Source organism: Bacillus sp. JZ109 (assembly GCF_053903135.1).
This window is the reverse complement of sequence record NZ_CP096388.1, coordinates 2,490,787-2,508,517: the sequence shown is the minus strand read 5'-3', so window position 1 is coordinate 2,508,517 and position 17,731 is coordinate 2,490,787. Positions and strand designations below refer to the sequence as shown.

At 43.5% G+C, this 17,731-nt stretch carries 17 protein-coding genes; 14 read left to right on the top strand and 3 right to left on the bottom strand.

Annotation, left to right across the window (positions count from 1 at the left end; genetic code table 11):
* Positions 1 to 12 precede the first annotated feature (12 nt).
* Positions 13 to 1,260: a nucleotidyltransferase gene (locus M1D94_RS13165; RefSeq protein WP_041850860.1), complete on the bottom strand. Its 1,248-nt coding sequence runs from the start codon at positions 1,258 to 1,260 to the stop codon at positions 13 to 15.
* A complete protein-coding gene (locus tag M1D94_RS13160; protein WP_003232215.1) occupies positions 1,257 to 1,442 on the bottom strand; it encodes a hypothetical protein in 186 nt (61 codons plus the stop codon). Before M1D94_RS13160 ends, M1D94_RS13165 begins: the two co-directional genes overlap by 4 nt.
* 27 nt (positions 1,443 to 1,469) lie before the next feature.
* On the opposite strand from M1D94_RS13160, the gene M1D94_RS13155 reads away from it, so the two are divergent.
* The 3 genes from M1D94_RS13155 to gerR all read left to right on the top strand — a co-directional run bounded on the left by M1D94_RS13155 (position 1,470) and on the right by gerR (position 2,916).
* Positions 1,470 to 1,988 carry a YceD family protein gene (locus M1D94_RS13155; RefSeq protein WP_014479718.1) on the top strand — a complete coding sequence of 173 codons (519 nt, stop codon included), beginning with the start codon at positions 1,470 to 1,472 and terminating at the stop codon, positions 1,986 to 1,988.
* A 21-nt stretch (positions 1,989 to 2,009) separates the two neighbouring features.
* Positions 2,010 to 2,189, top strand: coding sequence for a 50S ribosomal protein L32 (rpmF, locus tag M1D94_RS13150; protein WP_003154457.1), 180 nt, complete (start codon positions 2,010 to 2,012; stop codon positions 2,187 to 2,189).
* Between the two features lie 145 nt (positions 2,190 to 2,334).
* Entirely contained in the window at positions 2,335 to 2,916 is a 582-nt protein-coding gene (gerR, locus tag M1D94_RS13145) for a sporulation specific transcriptional regulator GerR (RefSeq protein WP_015383592.1), read from the top strand.
* Positions 2,917 to 2,972: 56 nt separating this feature from the next.
* Here the strand turns inward: gerR and M1D94_RS13140 are convergent, their stop codons facing one another.
* A complete protein-coding gene (locus M1D94_RS13140; protein ID WP_014476736.1) occupies positions 2,973 to 3,455 on the bottom strand; it encodes an N-acetyltransferase in 483 nt (160 codons plus the stop codon).
* Positions 3,456 to 3,614: 159 nt separating this feature from the next.
* Here M1D94_RS13140 and M1D94_RS13135 point away from each other — a divergent pair, with 159 nt between their 5' ends.
* The 11 genes from M1D94_RS13135 (at position 3,615) to spoVE (ending at position 17,623) form a co-directional block, all read left to right on the top strand.
* Positions 3,615 to 4,511, top strand: a complete 897-nt coding sequence (locus M1D94_RS13135) for a 2-dehydropantoate 2-reductase (protein WP_003232206.1) — start codon at positions 3,615 to 3,617, stop codon at positions 4,509 to 4,511.
* 70 nt (positions 4,512 to 4,581) lie between these two features.
* A complete protein-coding gene (gene bshC, locus M1D94_RS13130) occupies positions 4,582 to 6,201 on the top strand; it encodes a bacillithiol biosynthesis cysteine-adding enzyme BshC (protein ID WP_163117364.1) in 1,620 nt (539 codons plus the stop codon).
* A gap of 125 nt (positions 6,202 to 6,326) precedes the next feature.
* Positions 6,327 to 6,758, top strand: coding sequence for a division/cell wall cluster transcriptional repressor MraZ (mraZ, locus tag M1D94_RS13125; RefSeq protein ID WP_003221402.1), 432 nt, complete (start codon positions 6,327 to 6,329; stop codon positions 6,756 to 6,758).
* 69 nt (positions 6,759 to 6,827) lie between these two features.
* Positions 6,828 to 7,763, top strand: a complete 936-nt coding sequence (rsmH, locus tag M1D94_RS13120) for a 16S rRNA (cytosine(1402)-N(4))-methyltransferase RsmH (protein ID WP_014479723.1) — start codon at positions 6,828 to 6,830, stop codon at positions 7,761 to 7,763.
* Between the two features lie 39 nt (positions 7,764 to 7,802).
* A complete protein-coding gene (gene ftsL, locus M1D94_RS13115) occupies positions 7,803 to 8,156 on the top strand; it encodes a cell division protein FtsL (RefSeq protein ID WP_003232200.1) in 354 nt (117 codons plus the stop codon).
* A 5-nt stretch (positions 8,157 to 8,161) separates the two neighbouring features.
* Positions 8,162 to 10,303, top strand: coding sequence for a penicillin-binding protein 2B (gene pbpB / locus M1D94_RS13110; protein ID WP_069322578.1), 2,142 nt, complete (start codon positions 8,162 to 8,164; stop codon positions 10,301 to 10,303).
* A 116-nt stretch (positions 10,304 to 10,419) separates the two neighbouring features.
* Positions 10,420 to 12,360: a stage V sporulation protein D gene (locus M1D94_RS13105; protein WP_043940111.1), complete on the top strand. Its 1,941-nt coding sequence runs from the start codon at positions 10,420 to 10,422 to the stop codon at positions 12,358 to 12,360.
* 175 nt (positions 12,361 to 12,535) lie between these two features.
* Positions 12,536 to 14,020 (top strand): UDP-N-acetylmuramoyl-L-alanyl-D-glutamate--2,6-diaminopimelate ligase, encoded by a 1,485-nt coding sequence (locus M1D94_RS13100; RefSeq protein ID WP_041850857.1) that lies wholly within the window; start codon positions 12,536 to 12,538, stop codon positions 14,018 to 14,020.
* 111 nt (positions 14,021 to 14,131) lie between these two features.
* A complete protein-coding gene (gene mraY / locus M1D94_RS13095; RefSeq protein ID WP_003232192.1) occupies positions 14,132 to 15,106 on the top strand; it encodes a phospho-N-acetylmuramoyl-pentapeptide-transferase in 975 nt (324 codons plus the stop codon).
* Complete coding sequence (murD, locus tag M1D94_RS13090; protein WP_003232189.1) at positions 15,107 to 16,462, top strand: UDP-N-acetylmuramoyl-L-alanine--D-glutamate ligase; 1,356 nt, start codon at positions 15,107 to 15,109, stop codon at positions 16,460 to 16,462.
* A 60-nt stretch (positions 16,463 to 16,522) separates the two neighbouring features.
* Entirely contained in the window at positions 16,523 to 17,623 is a 1,101-nt protein-coding gene (spoVE, locus tag M1D94_RS13085) for a stage V sporulation protein E (RefSeq protein WP_003244810.1), read from the top strand.
* The last annotated feature ends 108 nt before the right edge of the window (positions 17,624 to 17,731 follow it).

The window sequence follows — 17,731 nt, the reverse complement described above, 5'->3', positions numbered from 1 at the left end:
CAGGTGCTTTTTCTATACATTTAAAAAGTGTTGTTCATCTTCATCATATCGAATCGGTGCATGTCCGTATTCCTGCAGGTCAAACTCAGTTCTCAGCGGCTCTTCTATTGGCAGGCTGTAAATCCTGCTTGCTTTTACGTCCAGATCGAGAGCTGGATGGGAGAAAGAGGACAGTTTGCTGACAAGCGGAACAGACAGTGCTTTTTTCTTTTCGGATAAATAAGCCTGTCCTTTTTTCGTCATGCCGAGAAGCCTGATATACGGCGCCTTATCGTTGTCAAGCAGCTTTTGCATATCCTGTTTTTTTGTTCTGGTTAAAATGTGTGTATTCATCCGCTGGAGCCTTGTCCACGTATAGCGTTTTGTTTTCAGCAGTTCCATAAATTCCTGATAGGAGCTGGATTTTCTGATCGAACGAAGAATTCTGTGCTCTAAACCTTCCTCCACCTCGTATACTTGCTGTAATTCCTGTGCCGTTACAGTTGAAAGGCTGTATTTTAAGTAAGAAAAGTAGCTCTCAGGTGTATGCCACAATCCGAAAGATTTGCGGTAAGCTGCTAATTCACGTGCAGATGCAGCAGGGAGAAAACGAAGGCAGGCTTCGAGATTCTGGCCAGTCATCGCTCTTCTGATGCTTGTGGCGCTTGCGATGTGGTTTTCGCCTTCAGGGAGATCGGCATCATGATAGTCCGAAGAGATGCGTGCCGTGGTATAAGGTTTCATAGGGTATCCCCCGGTTAGAATCGAAGTCACATACTGGTATCCCAAAATGTTATTTGGTTTTGACAAGTCAAGTGCACTTTCGGTATGCAAAATGGAGCTGAAGGCGCTAGCCGCCGCTGCTGGGTAACTCGTCCCCGTTTTAAGTTCTTCTTTAATTCGGTCATCAAATGTATGTTTATGCTCACCAATAAGCTGTGCTGTTTCTAAAAACGGCTTGATATCCCCATTTTCACTCCCGAAAAACAGCGCCTCACATTCAAGTTCGTTCAGGATGGAAACACTGCCGCGTGCAAAAATGTCTGCTTTTTGCACGGCATAAAGATAAGGCAGCTCAATAACAAGATCAACTCCGCTTTGCAGGGCCATTTTTGTTCGGGCCCATTTTGACACAACAGCCGGTTCCCCACGCTGTAAAAAATGCCCGCTCATGACCGCGACAGCCGTGTCACATCCGGTTTGCCGCTTTGCTGTTTGGGCATGATAAAGGTGACCGTTATGAAAGGGATTATATTCAACCACCAATCCGACAGCTTTCATATTTTTTCCGCCTTTCTTGCTATGTTTAAAAACGTATGGTACATTTGCAAATGAAAACTCTTACGCCTTATTTTTGTTTTAAGTGTATGCATAGCATATTCCGCTGTCAACGATACTTCAATGGCAGCATTATGCTGTAAAGAAAAAATATTGACAAAAACAATCTTAAAAGCTATAATCATGTTTGTTGCTTTCCTGAGGTGATACAAATGAAATGGACGATTTATCAGCTGCATCAAATGCCAAAACAAAGTTTTGAGTTTGATGAAACAGTTGAGTTAAATGAGCTGACAAAGCTGAATTCTGACATTCGCCGCATTTCTCCCGTCCGGGTGAAGGGCAGAGCGGATATCAAATCCAAACAGGTTTCGTTTGATTTTACAATTTCAGGCGAAATGATTTTGCCATGCTCAAGAACACTCGTTGATGTCCCGTATCCATTTGAAATTTCAACAAAAGAACTGTTTATATTTCATCACACGGATGATATAGAAGATGATGACGTTCATATTGTTGAGGACGATACTATCGACTTAACTCCGATCGTGAAAGAAGAAATTCTTTTAGAAATCCCTATGCAAATCTTTTGTGAATCTGAACAAGAAAAAGGAGCTGCTCCTCAAGAAGGAAAGGATTGGCAAGTCATTTCGGAAGAAGACAAGAAGAATCAAGTTGATCCGAGACTTGCAGCCCTTGAAAAGCTCTTAAAACAAGATGATGAATCTTAACTCTTTAAGGAGGTGGGAATAATGGCTGTACCTTTTAGAAGAACTTCTAAAATGAAGAAAAGATTGCGCCGTACACATTTCAAACTTAATGTACCTGGTATGACAGAATGTCCGTCATGCGGAGAGATGAAGTTGTCTCACCGTGTATGCAAAGCATGCGGATCATACAACGGCAAAGACATAAATGTAAAAAGTAACTAATAAGAAAAGCGCGGGGTGAAAGCCCTGCGCTTTTTCTTTTTCTCTTCCTGTCAGCTTGCGGAAAATTTGTGAGTGCAAATAGTCTATCTAATCTATTACCGGCATATGTATGAGATAAATAAGCTGACATGGAGGGAGATTGAATTTGACCATTACAAGACAAGATGCTTGGACTCAGGATGAGGATTTGCTGCTGGCAGAAGTGGTGCTTCGTCATATTCGAGAGGGAGGAACACAGCTTTCAGCCTTTGAGGAGGTTGGAAGGGCGCTGACCAGAACCGCGGCAGCCTGTGGTTTCAGGTGGAACTCGTATGTGAGAAAACAATACCAGTCAGGTATAGAGCTTGCAAAAAAGCAAAGGAAAGAACTGAGAAAGCAAATCGGCGTTCATTCGGTCAATATGCCGAATTCCATGAAGCAGACTGCCTCGGCATCGTCAGAAGGAAAACGAGATTTGTCCATTCAGGATGTCATTCAATTTCTCGAACAATTCAAAGAAGCGCCGTCTGCACAAGAATTTCAGCTTGAAAGGGAAAAATTGAAGGAGCAAATCCAATCGCTGCAAAAAGAGCTTGAGGATTTGCGGAGTGAAAATCAGACATTGCGGAATCAGCTAGAGATGACAGAAGAGGATTACAAGGCACTGATCGATATCATGGATCGGGCCAGAAAAATGGTTGTTTCTAAGGAAGACGGAAGAATGAAAAAAGCGGCTCAAGAAACGTAAAGAAACGCCTGAAATGAACCGGCCCTATAGTAAGAATAGGCCGGTTGTTTTGATTTCTATGCAGACTCTCCTGGTGTCATTTCGTGATCCATATCAGGATGCCAGATGAGCGGGTTTTCCCCTTTGTCCCTCGCCATATCATACTTAACAGTTTTAAAGTTCATTTTGTTCCAAAATTCCGCTGATTTCATTCTCGGATTTGTCCGGATCGGCATTTTGAATGATTTTGCAAATTCAACCAAGGCTCTCCCGTATCCCCTGTTCTGGTAGCCCGGAAGAACCTCAAGCTTCCACAGCTCCAAATAATCCTGGCGGTTGTCAAAATAGGGATTCGATTTGCCGTTAACTTGATACAGACTCATTCGTGCTACAAGTTTATCGCCAAAATAAATCCCGTAAAAAGGCGAGGTGCTGTCATTTTCAATAATATTATCCTGAAGTTCTTCAAGCATTGAAAGCTCCTGAATGCCGTATTCTTTGAATTTCTTGAATTCTTCCAGCGTTTTATAGTTGATAAGCAGACGTTCTACCTTTGTCAAACAAATCTCCCCCTTTGTTGTTTCTACATATATTGTAAACGCTTTATTTAAAAAATCCAAATATTTAAACTTTAATTTTAAGCACATGGAATCTTTGAGAAGTAATTTCTTCTTACTTCTGCTATGATAATACGTAAATGCTAAATTGGGTGTGACATCATGAAAATTGGAATTATCGGCGGAGGCTCCGTCGGTCTTTTATGCGCCTATTATTTGTCACTTTATCACGACGTGACTGTTGTGACGAGGCGGCAAGAACAGGCTGCGGCCATTCAGTCTGAAGGAATCCGGCTTTATAAAGGCGGGGAGGAATTCAGGGCTGATTGCAGTGCGGACACGAGTATCAATTCGGACTTTGACCTGCTTGTCGTGACAGTGAAGCAGCATCAGCTTCAATCTGTTTTTTCGTCGCTTGAACGGATCGGGAAGACGAATATATTATTTTTGCAAAACGGCATGGGGCATATCCACGACCTAAAAGACTGGCACGTTGGCCATTCCATTTATGTTGGAATCGTTGAGCACGGAGCTGTAAGAAAATCGGATACAGCTGTTGATCATACAGGCCTAGGTGCGATAAAATGGAGCGCGTTCGACGATGCTGAACCAGACCGGCTGAACATCTTGTTTCAGCATAACCATTCGGATTTTCCGATTTATTATGAGACGGATTGGTACCGTCTGCTGACGGGCAAGCTGATTGTAAATGCGTGTATTAATCCTTTAACTGCGTTATTGCAGGTAAAAAATGGAGAACTGCTGACAACGCCAGCTTATCTGGCTTTTATGAAGCTGGTATTTCAGGAGGCATGCCGCATTTTAAAACTTGAAAACGAAGAAAAGGCTTGGGAGCGGGTTCAGGCCGTTTGTGGGCAAACGAAAGAGAATCGTTCATCCATGCTGGTTGACGTCATTGGAGGCCGGCAGACGGAAGCTGATGCCATTATCGGATACTTATTGAAGGAAGCAAGTCTTCAAGGTCTTGATGCAGTCCACCTAGAGTTTTTATATGGCAGCATCAAAGCATTGGAGCGAAATACAAACAAAGTCTTTTGAGCTTTTTCGGTAACATGCTATACTCATTTCGGATCACTAACTATTTATTGGAGAAAGGAAGTTCTAGAAGATGCAGCTAACTGAACTTTCCATCAAAAATCAGAATGTGTTTGTACAGCACTATATAGATGGCAAAGAAGAAATGTCTTCTTTTTTTGATTACAGTATTCATCATAAGGACATGTGGCGAGAAAGACTGGAAGACTTATCTTCCCGGTTTTTCGCAAGAGAGGAATTGGCGGCGTACTTAACCTCTTACCATAATAAATTCGGTTCAAGTGCGATGCAGTCTGCTATTGAGAAGCTGAAGGACCCGTCAAGTGCCGCTGTAGTCGGCGGACAGCAGGCAGGACTTTTAACAGGACCGCTTTACACCATACATAAAATCATTTCAATCATTGTTTTAGCAAAGCAACAAGAAAAGGAACTGCAAGTGCCTGTCATACCAATCTTCTGGGTGGCTGGAGAAGACCACGATTTGGATGAGATTAATTTTGTTCACACATCTGAAGAGAATGGGCCTGTGAAAAAAAAGTTGCCTCAGTCTTATTGGAAGAAATCATCAGCAGCGAGTACATCGCTTGATCAGGAAAAGTGTGCCGCGTGGATAGATGATGTTTTTGCCGCTTTTGAAGAAACAGACCATACGAATACACTTCTCGACAATGTGAAACGATGTTTAAGGGAATCTGTTACGTTTACTGACTTCTTTGAACTGCTGATCGCGGATTTGTTCCAAGAAGAGGGCTTAGTTTTATTAAATTCTGGAGATCCGGGGATTAAAAAGCTGGAAACGGCCATGTTCCAAAAGATACTTCGAGAAAATGATGAACTCGCCCGGGCTGTATCAGATCAGCAGGCCTTCATGCGTCAAGCAGGCTACAAACCGATTATCGAGTCCGGAAAAGAGCAGGCGAATCTGTTTTATGAATACGAAGATGAGCGTTTTTTAATTGAAAAAGATAACGGCCGATTTGTCATCAAAGAGCTTGATCTAGGATGGACGATGGATGAACTTCATACACATATGGAAGAACATCCAGAGCGTTTCAGCAACAATGTTGTAACGAGACCGTTAATGCAGGAATTTCTCATTCCGACTTTAGCATTTATTGCAGGGCCTGGAGAAATCAATTATTGGGGCGAGCTCAAACAGGCTTTTGCGGTGATGGGCTTTAAAATGCCTCCTGTCATGCCAAGGCTGAACATTACGATACTTGAGCGGCATATTGAGAAAAAACTGGTTGAACGGAATATCTCATTACAAGACGCGATTGAGCGCGGAACGGAGAATCAAAGAGAGACATACTTCGAGCGCCAGATTCCGGAAGAGTTTACGGCGGTGATGGATCAGGCGAAAAGCCAAATTGAAGCGATTCACAAAACGGTCCGGCAGGAGGCGTTAAAGGTTGATCAAAGCATGGAACCTTTACTCCTGAAAAATGCCGCTTTTATTCAGGATCAGCTTCAATTCTTAGAGCGCACAGTGACGAAGCGAATTGAAGAAAAAGAAGGCTACGTTTTGAAGGATTATGAAAGAATTCAAAATAGCATTAAGCCGCTTCTTGCGCCGCAAGAACGGATTTGGAATATCATGTATTATTTGAACAGGTATGGTCCAAAATTCTTCACGACATTCAAGAATCTGCCATTTTCTTTTCAAAATCAACATCAAGTTGTCAAACTTTGAAATAAAGTTTTAAAGAACCCTGAATAGTTCAGGGTTTTTTTTTATGGGTAAACAGTGTAAAATGAAGTTGTGGAGCGAAGTGGTGAATAGTGGTGAGTTAAGGAGAGAAAGTGGGGCAAGAGATCATGTTTATGGGTGAATATCAGCATACCATCGATGCGAAAGGCCGCATGATCGTACCCGCTAAATTCAGAGAAGGCCTAGGTGAGCAATTTGTGCTGACTAGAGGACTTGACCAATGTCTCTTCGGCTACCCTATGCACGAATGGAAACAAATTGAAGAAAAACTAAAAGCTCTTCCTCTCACAAAGAAAGATGCCCGCGCGTTTACCCGTTTCTTCTTTTCAGGGGCGACTGAATGCGAGCTGGACAAGCAAGGCAGGGTAAATATCGCATCATCTCTATTGAATTACGCCAAACTGGAAAAAGAATGTGTTGTTATCGGGGTTTCTAATCGAATTGAATTGTGGAGTAAAGTAATTTGGGAACAATACACAGAAGAGCAAGAAGATTCATTTGCTGAAATTGCTGAAAACATGATTGGGTTTGATATATAATGATTCTTCGTGTATAACACTCTAAAAACAATTTCAATTCATCCTGATAAAAGGTGGGACCAACACAATATGTTTCAACACAAGACAGTACTTCTTCGTGAAACCGTAGACGGACTTAATATTAAACCAGACGGTACATATGTAGACTGCACACTCGGCGGAGCTGGGCATAGTACATACTTATTGCAGCAGTTATCCGAGAAGGGGCGTTTAATCGCTTTTGACCAAGATGATACGGCATTACAGCATGCTAAAGAAGTGTTGTCCGATTATAAAGGACAGCTCATTCTGATTAAAAGCAATTTCAGGTATTTAAAAGAATGTTTGAATGAACAAGGCATTACAGAAGTAGACGGTATTTTATTTGATTTAGGGGTGTCCTCTCCGCAGCTGGATACACCTGAGCGCGGATTCAGTTACCATCATGACGCACCGTTGGACATGAGGATGGACCAGTCGGCTACGCTTTCGGCGAAAGAAGTCGTTAATGAGTGGCGCTATGAGGATCTCGTCCGTATTTTCTTTAAATACGGAGAAGAGAAGTTCAGTAAACAGATCGCCAGAAAAATTGAGGAGGCAAGAATGAAGTCTCCTATTCAAACTACGGGCCAACTGGTCGATCTAATAAAAGACGCGATTCCCGCTCCAGCGAGAAGGAGCGGCGGACATCCCGCTAAACGCGTGTTTCAGGCAATCAGAATTGCCGTAAACGATGAACTTAGGGTGTTTGAAGAAGCTTTGGAGCAGGCAATTGAGGTTCTGAAGCCAGGGGGCAGGGTATCGGTCATTACCTTCCACTCGCTAGAAGACAGAATTTGCAAAACCACTTTTAAAGAAAAGTCGTCGCTTCCGGAACTTCCTCCGGGGCTTCCTGTTATACCGGAAGAGTTTGAACCGGAGCTGAAGCTCATCACACGAAAACCGATTACGGCATCTCAAGAAGAGCTTGAAGAGAACAACCGGGCTCGTTCTGCCAAGCTTCGGATTGCTGAAAAAAGAAAATAACGAAACGCGAACGCAAAATTAAAAGGAGGTCATCAGCCTATGAGCAATTTAGCTTACCAACCAGAGAAACAGCAGCGGCATGCGATCAGTCCTGAGAAAAAAGTGATTGTCAAGAAAAGGGCTTCCATTACTCTCGGAGAAAAAGTGCTTCTTGTCCTCTTTGCTGCGGCGGTGCTCAGTGTATCGCTTTTGATCGTATCGAAGGCGTATGCGGCATATCAAACCAATATTGAGGTGCAAAAGCTTGAGGAGCAAATTTCATCCGAAAATAAGCAAATTGGTGACCTCGAAAAAAGCGTTGCTGATTTAAGCAAACCGCAGCGCATTATGGACATTGCGAAAAAGAACGGCTTGAATTTAAAAGATAAAAAAGTGAAAAACATACAGGAATGATTCAAATGCCAAAAAAGAATAAATTTATGAATAGAGGAGCAGCGATTCTAAGTATTTGTTTCGCTCTCTTTTTCTTTGTCATCCTGGGGAGAATGGCATATATTCAAATAACCGGAAAAGCGAACGGCGAAGTGCTTGCGACAAAAGCGACAGAGCAGCATGAAAAGAAACGGACCATCGAAGCGAGCCGCGGCTCGATTTTAGACCGAAAAGGAAAAGTCATTGCAGAGGACACAGCGACGTATAAACTGATTGCGATTCTCGATAAAAAAATGACCACTGATGTCAAGCATCCTCAGCATGTTGTAAACAAAGAAAAAACGGCGGAAGCATTGTCTAAAGTGATAAACTTGGACAAGGCCGACATCCTTGATATCTTAAATAAAGATGCAAAACAAGTCGAGTTTGGCTCAGCTGGCCGGGATATTACGTATTCACAAAAGCAAAAAATCGAAAAAATGAAACTCCCGGGCATTTCATTTTTACGGGATACAAAACGCTACTATCCAAACGGAGTATTTGCATCTAATCTAATCGGCTATGCCGAGGTTGATGAAGAAACAAATGAAATTTCCGGCGCGATGGGATTAGAAAAAGTGCTGGATAAGTATTTGAAGGAGCGGGACGGATATGTGACATATGAAAGCGACAAATCCGGCTGGGAGCTCCCGAACAGCAAAAATAAAATTACAGCGCCAAAAAATGGTGACAATGTATATTTAACCATTGACCAGAAAATTCAAACCTTTTTGGAAGACAGCATGACAAAAGTGGCGCAAAAGTATAATCCAAAAAAAATCATGGCCGCAGTCGTTGATCCGAAAACGGGCAAAGTCCTTGCCATGGGACAGCGCCCAAGCTTTGATCCGAACAAGCGCGATGTGACAAACTACTATAATGATTTGATTTCATATGCGTATGAACCCGGGTCCACGATGAAGATCTTTACACTCGCTGCTGCGATGCAGGAAAACGTGTTTAATGCGAACGAAAAATATAAATCAGGGACATTTGAAGTTGGCGGAGCACCTGTTAAGGATCACAATAACGGTGTAGGCTGGGGTCCGACAACATATCATGACGGCGTCCTAAGGTCGTCGAATGTCGCTTTTGCGAAACTGGCGAAAGAAAAGCTGGGATATGACCGCCTCAATCAATATTTGCACAAATTCAATTTTTACCAGAAAACAGGTATTGATTTGCCAGGAGAAGTCTCCAGCAAAATCAACTTTAAATATGAATTTGATAAGGCGTCAACTGCATATGGCCAAGCGTCTGCGGTCACACCAATTCAGCAGATTCAGGCCGCAACGGCAATTGCAAATGACGGTAAAATGATGAAACCTTATGTCATTGACCATATCGTTGACCCTGATAAAGATAAAACTATTTATCAAAATAAGCCGGAATCAGCCGGAACTCCAATTTCTGCAAGTACTGCGAAAAAGGTGCGGGATATATTAGGAGAAGTCGTTACATCGAAGATCGGAACAGGGCAAGCTTATAAAATCGAAGGTTTTGATGTTGCCGGGAAAACAGGTACTGCGCAAATAGCCGGTAAAGGCGGATATTTAGACGGCACAGATAACTATATCTTTTCGTTTATGGGTATGGCACCAAAAGATGATCCTGAGCTTTTAATTTATGTTGCTGTACAGCAGCCACAACTAAAAGCAGGACAAAGCAGTTCAGAACCAGTATCTGAAATCTTCAACCCAACAATGAAAAACAGCCTGCACTACCTGAACATTGAACCAACTGAAAAATCTGACTCAGATAAGGAAGAAACAAAAGCGCAGACAATGCCTGATTTAACAGATCAAACGGTAGCTGCTGCTCAAAAGAAAGCAAAAGAGGAGAATCTCACACCAATTGTCATCGGCAGTGATGTCGCTGTAAAAGAACAGTATCCGAAAGCGGATGAGGAAGTTCTCACCAATCAAAAGGTCTTCCTGAAAACGGGCGGCAAAATCAAAATGCCTGATATGACAGGCTGGTCGAGAAGAGAGGTTCTGCAGTACGGCGAGCTCGCGGGAATTCATATTGAAGTAAGCGGACAAGGCTACGCTGTCAGCCAAAGTGTTAAGAAAGACAAAGAAATCAAAGACAAAACCGTAATCAAGGTTAAGTTTAAAAATCCTGATTAAAAAGAAAGCCTGCGTTATGCAGGCTTTCTTTTTTTATGCCTTCAGAGGAGCATCGTTCTACCTGTCCAATTTCAGGCATAAAATGAAACAAGCCTAAATAAGGAGTGAACGGTCTCTTGCGCGTCTCGAATGTAACGGTTAGAAAACGTTTATTATTTGTTTTGCTTTTTGGCGTGTTCGTGTTTCTGATCATTGATACAAGGCTGGGGTATGTTCAGTTTGTGATGGGCGAAAAACTGACTTCGCTGGCGAAAGATTCCTGGAGCCGTAACTTGCCGTTTGAGCCGGAGAGAGGCGAGATACTGGATCGGAATGGTGTGAAGCTCGCAACAAACAAAAGTGCGCCGACCGTATTCGTCGTGCCGCGCCAAATTCAGAATCCGATGAAAACGAGCAAGCAGCTTGCGGCGGTGCTCAATATGTCAGAAGAAAAAGTATATAAACATGTGACAAAAAAAGCGTCAATCGAAAAGATCACTCCTGAAGGGAGAAAAATTTCAAATGAGAAGGCGAAAGAAATCAAAGCGCTTGATTTAAAAGGTGTGTATGTTGCGGAGGACAGTATCCGTCATTACCCGTTCGGCAGCTTTTTATCTCATGTGCTTGGATTTGCAGGAATTGACAACCAAGGACTCCTTGGACTTGAAGCCTATTACGACGATGATTTAAAAGGGGAAAAAGGTTCTGTTAAGTTTTATACAGATGCCAAGGGTAAAAAAATGCCTGATGAAGCGGATGACTATACGCCGCCTAAGGATGGGCTTGATATGAAGCTGACGGTTGATTCAAAGGTTCAGACGATAATGGAAAGAGAGCTTGATAACGCTGAGGCCAAATATCATCCGGACGGCATGATTGCCGTAGCCATGAATCCGAAAAACGGAGAAATTTTGGGGATGTCTAGCAGGCCTGATTTCGACCCTGCTGATTACCAATCTGTTGATCCGTCCGTCTACAATCGAAATCTGCCAGTATGGAGCACGTATGAACCGGGATCTACCTTTAAAATTATTACACTTGCAGCAGCCCTTGAAGAGCAAAAAGTAAATTTGAAACGGGATCAATTTTATGATAAAGGGCATGCGGAAGTTGACGGAGCGAGACTGCGGTGCTGGAAAAGAGGCGGGCACGGGCTGCAGACGTATCTGGAAGTTGTGCAGAACTCCTGCAACCCAGGGTTTGTTGAATTAGGCGAGCGCTTAGGAAAGGAAAAGCTTTTCAAATATATCAAAGACTTTGGTTTTGGACAAAAAACGGGGATTGATCTCCAAGGCGAGGGAACAGGCATCTTATTCCCGCTTGAGAGAGTGGGCCCGGTGGAGCAAGCAACTACGGCTTTCGGACAGGGAGTATCCGTCACGCCGATTCAGCAGGTTGCAGCAGTATCCGCCGCTGTAAACGGAGGAACGCTCTACACACCTTATATTGCAAAGGAATGGATCGATCCTGTTACGAAGAAAACGGTCAAAAAACAATCACCAATCGCAAAGAAACAAGTCATTTCTGAGGAAACATCCAAACAAATCCGCTATGCTCTAGAAAGCGTCGTCGCAGAAGGAACCGGCCGCAATGCATTTGTAGAAGGATATCGTGTCGGAGGAAAAACGGGAACTGCACAAAAGGTTAAAGATGGAAAATACCTTGAAAACAACCATATTGTATCATTTATCGGTTTCGCGCCAGCTGATGATCCGAGTCTAGTCGTCTACGTTGCGGTGGATAACCCGAAAGGCACGATTCAATTTGGGGGAACGGTTGCAGCGCCTATTGTCGGAAATATTATGAGAGACAGTCTGCCGGAACTTGGTGTGAAGCCCCGGAAAAATCAAATCGAGAAAAAATACCAATGGAACGACACAAAAACAATAGAAGTTCCGAATGTTGTAGGGATGTCTGTCTCAGATCTTGAGTCACTATTGGTGAATCTCAATGTGGATGCTTCCGGGAAAGGGAGCAAAATCGTTAAACAATCGCCAGCTGCCGGAACGAAAGTAAAAGAAGGCTCAAAGATACGCGTGTATTTGACTGAAGAAGATGAAAAGGAGGCAGCCGATTGATTCGGGCTGCCTATTCTTTTATTGCAGAAAAAATGCTGATAACTTTCAAGATTAGCTGGATGTATCCTTTTATTTACGCTAAAATATGAACTGTATGCTTAAAATCATTACCACATCATTTGATGTGACTTCAATGATAAAAAGAACGAATTAGAATGTTGAGAGGTTTGATACGATGAAACTTACAAAGCTGCTTACATACTTAACAACCGAACCTTCTGTAAACGACTCACAAGACCCTGAAATAACTTCAATTGAGATGGACTCCAGAGAAGTAAAGAAAGGGAGTCTTTTTGTATGTGTAAAAGGGTATACGGTGGATGGCCACGATTTTGCGCAAAAAGCAGTAGAAAACGGCGCAGCGGCTATTGTGGCAGAAAGAAAGGTCGATGTGGATGTTCCTGTTATTATTGTCCGGCAGTCCCTTCGCGCGCTCAGCGTTTTGTCTGATGCGTTTTACGGACAGCCGACGAAGAAGCTTCAGCTGATTGGGATAACGGGAACAAACGGCAAAACATCAACGACCCACATGGTCGATGAGATTCTGAAAAAAGCGGGAAAACGCACAGGCTTGATCGGTACAATGTACATGAAAATCGGAGACGAAACACTTCCTGTTAAAAACACGACTCCGGAAAGCGTCACGCTGCAGAAAACGTTTAAGAAAATGAATGACAAGCACGTTGACACTGCAATCATGGAGGTTTCTTCCCACGCTTTGTCTTTAGGGCGCGTCCATGGCTGTGATTATGATATTGCCGTGTTTACGAATTTAACACAGGACCATCTGGACTATCATAAAACGATGGATGAGTACCGGCATGCAAAAAGCTTGCTCTTTTCCCAACTTGGCGGGGCTTTCAACCACGAACATCCAAAGCGTGCCGTACTGAATGCTGACGATGAGGCGAGCGCTTATTTTGAAAAGGTAACAGCTGCGCATATCTCTACATACGGAATTAAAAACGATGCTGATGTGATGGCGAAGAACATCAGTATCACTGCACAGGGCACAAGCTTTGATCTCGTGACAAACAAAGGCACGAAGCACATCACGATGTCTCTCGTCGGACAATTTAATGTGTATAACGTGCTGGCCGCTGTTGCAACATGTATTGCAGCAGGCATACCGTTTGAAATCATCACTGAGGCTGTTGAAGAATTGCATGGTGTAAGAGGCCGTTTTGAATTGGTCAATCAGCAGCAGGAGTTTCCTGTCATTGTAGACTACGCGCACACACCGGACAGCCTTGAAAATGTGCTGGAGACATGCAGAGATATGACGGAAGGAAAGCTATTTGTCGTTGTCGGCTGCGGAGGAGACAGAGATAAGACGAAGCGCCCGAAAATGGCTAAAATTGCTGTGGAGCTGGCTGACGAGCCGATTTTCACGTCAGATAACCCGAGAAGCGAAGATCCTCGCGCGATTTTAAGAGATATGGAAGCCGGAGTAGAGAACGCATACTATCACAGTATTGCAAACCGCGAGCAGGCGATCTTTTTCGCAATTGCCAATGCCAAAAAAGGCGACGTTGTCCTCATTGCCGGAAAAGGACATGAAACCTATCAGCAGATCGGAAATGAAACTTTCGATTTTGATGATGCTGAAGTAGCGGCGAGAGCCATTGTTGAACTCAATAAGAATAAGACGAATTCATAGGAAAGAGATGTTACTGAATAATGGAGCTTGAAAAGATTTTTCATATGGAAAAAAATCATGAATATGATAACTACGTATGTCGTTTGAAAGAAACAGGAGGAGAAAAGGACAATGCTTGAGCAAGTCATTCTGTTTACAATTTTAATGGGGTTTTTAATTAGTGTTCTGCTCTCTCCGATTCTTATTCCGTTTTTAAGAAGATTAAAATTCGGCCAGAGTATTAGAGAAGAAGGACCGAAATCACATCAGAAAAAATCAGGGACACCCACAATGGGCGGGGTCATGATCATACTTTCTATCATAGTGACAACAATTGTGATGACACAGAAGTTTTCAGAAATAAGCCCCGAAATGGTGCTGCTTCTGTTTGTTACGCTAGGCTACGGTTTGCTTGGCTTTTTAGATGATTACATCAAGGTTGTCATGAAGCGCAATCTTGGGTTGACATCAAAGCAAAAGCTGATCGGACAAATTATTATTGCAGTTGTATTTTACGCCGTGTATCATTACTACAATTTTGCGACTGATATTCGCATTCCTGGAACTGACTTATCATTTGATCTTGGCTGGGCTTACTTTATCCTTGTGCTCTTTATGCTAGTCGGCGGATCAAACGCAGTTAACCTGACTGACGGCCTTGACGGGTTATTATCCGGTACTGCGGCGATTGCCTTTGGCGCCTTTGCCATTCTGGCATGGAATCAGTCTCAATATGACGTAGCGATTTTCTCAGTTGCCGTTGTCGGTGCAGTTCTGGGCTTCCTTGTATTTAATGCTCATCCGGCCAAAGTTTTTATGGGAGATACGGGATCGCTTGCATTGGGAGGAGCCATCGTTACCATTGCCATTTTAACGAAATTAGAGATCCTGCTGGTTATCATCGGCGGTGTATTCGTTATCGAGACATTATCTGTTATTTTGCAGGTCATCAGCTTTAAAACGACAGGTAAACGAATCTTTAAAATGAGTCCGCTTCATCACCATTATGAGCTTGTCGGCTGGTCTGAATGGAGAGTAGTCGTGACGTTTTGGGCTGCGGGACTTTTGCTTGCCGTTTTAGGAATTTACATCGAGGTGTGGTTATAAGTGGAAAATGATCAATTTTTACAGAAACAGCATTTTTTAATCCTTGGGCTTGCGAAAAGCGGATATGCGGCGGCCTCCATTCTTCATGAAAAAGGCATTTATGTTGCAGTCAATGATCAAAAGCCTTTTGAAGAAAATGAACCGGCACAAAAGCTTTCTGAAAAAGGAATCGAAGTTGTTTGCGGAGAGCATCCAGTTTCTCTGTTCGATCAGCATCAAATCACGATTCTGATCAAAAACCCGGGAATTCCTTATGAAAATATTATGGTTCAGGAAGCGGAGAAAAGAGGCATTCCGGTTTGGACGGAAATTGAGCTCGCTTACTACCTGACCAGCGCCAAGTTTATCGGGATTACCGGATCGAACGGTAAAACGACCACGACAACGCTAATTTACGAAATGCTCAAAGCTGACTCGCAAAAAGCACTGATTGCCGGAAACATCGGCACAGTCGCAAGTGAGGTTGCCTATCATGCTGATGGAGATGAATGGATCGTTACTGAACTGTCTTCGTTTCAGCTGATGGGAACACACGCTTTCAGACCGGAAATCAGCCTGATTTTAAATGTATTTGACGCCCATCTGGATTATCACCATACGCGCGAAAACTATGAAAAAGCGAAACAGAAAGTATACCTTCATCAGACTGCTTCAGATAAAGCTATTGTCAACCAGGATGATGAAACCGTCGTGCGTCTTGCTGAAGCCGGAAAAGCCGAAATCGTCCCGTTTTCAGTCAGCAAAACGCTTGAACAGGGCGCATATGTAAAAGACAGTATGATTATGTTTAACGGCGAAGCCATTCTTCCTCTGGAAGAGGTTGTACTGCCCGGTGCTCATAACCTGGAGAACATTTTAGCAGCTATTGCAGTTGTGAAAACGGCAGGAGCTTCCAATGAGGCGGTTAAAAAGGTGCTGACAAGCTTTACTGGTGTGAAGCACCGCCTCCAATATGTCACAACTGTGAATGGCCGCAAATTTTATAACGACAGTAAAGCAACAAACATTCTGGCGACAAGCAAGGCGCTTTCAGCTTTTGATAAGCCGGTCATTCTGCTTGCGGGCGGACTGGATCGCGGAAATGGTTTTGATGACTTGAAACCTTATATGAAGCATGTCAAAGCAGTGCTTACATTTGGCCAGACGGCGCCAAAACTTGAGAAACTCGGCAATGAACTGGGAATACAACATGTCAAACGTGTCGATAATGTTGAACAAGCAGTATCTGCGGCGTTTGCGCTCTCAAATGAAGGAGATGTCATCCTGCTGTCACCCGCGTGTGCGAGCTGGGATCAATTCAAAACATTTGAAGAACGCGGTGACATGTTTATAGATGCCGTGCATATGCTTAAGTAAGGGCTTGTCTTGAAGTAAATCGGCAGCCCTAATGACTTTAAGCTTGGGGTGTCGATTGCTTTGACTACTAAAAAAACATCGCCTGATTTGTTATTGGTCATCATTACGTTATTATTATTAACAATCGGATTAATTATGGTGTACAGTGCGAGTGCGGTATGGGCGGATTATAAATTTGACGACTCATTCTTTTTCGCGAAACGGCAGCTTTTGTTTGCGGGAATCGGCGTCATTGCTATGTTTTTTATCATGAATGTCGATTATTGGACTTGGAGGACATGGTCCAAATTGCTGATGGTTATCTGCTTTTTCCTTCTGGTGCTTGTTTTGATACCGGGCGTCGGAATGGTGCGGAACGGTTCAAGAAGCTGGATCGGAGTCGGAGCATTCAGCATACAGCCTTCAGAGTTTATGAAGCTTGCGATGATTGCATTCCTTGCTAAATTTCTCTCTGAAAAACAAAAAAACATCACATCGTTCAGACGGGGGTTCGTCCCCGCACTTGGCATCGTGTTTTCAGCATTTTTGATTATCATGTGCCAGCCTGACCTCGGAACGGGGACAGTAATGGTGGGAACTTGTATTGTCATGATTTTTGTAGCCGGCGCGCGGATCGCCCATTTCGTCTTTCTCGGACTGATCGGCCTCAGCGGATTTGTCGGGCTCGTACTATCGGCTCCATATCGGATTAAGCGGATTACCTCATACTTAAATCCATGGGAAGATCCGCTCGGAAGCGGATTTCAGATCATTCAATCGCTTTATGCAGTGGGGCCCGGCGGGTTGTTCGGAATGGGGCTCGGACAAAGCAGACAGAAGTTCTTTTATCTGCCTGAGCCGCAAACAGACTTTATTTTCGCCATCTTGTCAGAGGAGCTGGGCTTTATCGGGGGAACACTTATTTTGCTCCTCTTCAGCGTCCTGCTGTGGAGAGGAATCAGAATTGCGCTTGGTGCCCCTGATCTGTACGGAAGCTTTGTCGCAGTCGGCATTATTTCAATGATTGCCATTCAAGTCATGATAAATATCGGCGTAGTCACGGGCCTGATTCCTGTAACGGGCATCACGCTCCCGTTTCTGAGCTACGGAGGCTCTTCATTGACTCTAATGCTGATGGCAGTTGGTGTGCTGCTGAATGTAAGCCGCTACTCGAGGTATTAACGAATGTATGTCCAAGCTTCCTGTCTAACATGAAGCTTGGAAACAATTGATGCGATAACCCTGTCCAACAAAACAGGGTTATCGTTATGTTATAGAGAAACTTAGACT

Coding starts and splice junctions, on each gene's coding strand:
- M1D94_RS13165 (WP_041850860.1), bottom strand. CDS start 1,260: ATGAAAGCTGTCGGATTGGTGGTTGAATATAATCCCTTTCATAACGGT.
- M1D94_RS13160 (WP_003232215.1), bottom strand. CDS start 1,442: ATGATTATAGCTTTTAAGATTGTTTTTGTCAATATTTTTTCTTTACAG.
- M1D94_RS13155 (WP_014479718.1), top strand. CDS start 1,470: ATGAAATGGACGATTTATCAGCTGCATCAAATGCCAAAACAAAGTTTT.
- rpmF (WP_003154457.1), top strand. CDS start 2,010: ATGGCTGTACCTTTTAGAAGAACTTCTAAAATGAAGAAAAGATTGCGC.
- M1D94_RS13135 (WP_003232206.1), top strand. CDS start 3,615: ATGAAAATTGGAATTATCGGCGGAGGCTCCGTCGGTCTTTTATGCGCC.
- bshC (WP_163117364.1), top strand. CDS start 4,582: ATGCAGCTAACTGAACTTTCCATCAAAAATCAGAATGTGTTTGTACAG.
- mraZ (WP_003221402.1), top strand. CDS start 6,327: ATGTTTATGGGTGAATATCAGCATACCATCGATGCGAAAGGCCGCATG.
- rsmH (WP_014479723.1), top strand. CDS start 6,828: ATGTTTCAACACAAGACAGTACTTCTTCGTGAAACCGTAGACGGACTT.
- ftsL (WP_003232200.1), top strand. CDS start 7,803: ATGAGCAATTTAGCTTACCAACCAGAGAAACAGCAGCGGCATGCGATC.
- pbpB (WP_069322578.1), top strand. CDS start 8,162: ATGCCAAAAAAGAATAAATTTATGAATAGAGGAGCAGCGATTCTAAGT.
- M1D94_RS13100 (WP_041850857.1), top strand. CDS start 12,536: ATGAAACTTACAAAGCTGCTTACATACTTAACAACCGAACCTTCTGTA.
- mraY (WP_003232192.1), top strand. CDS start 14,132: ATGCTTGAGCAAGTCATTCTGTTTACAATTTTAATGGGGTTTTTAATT.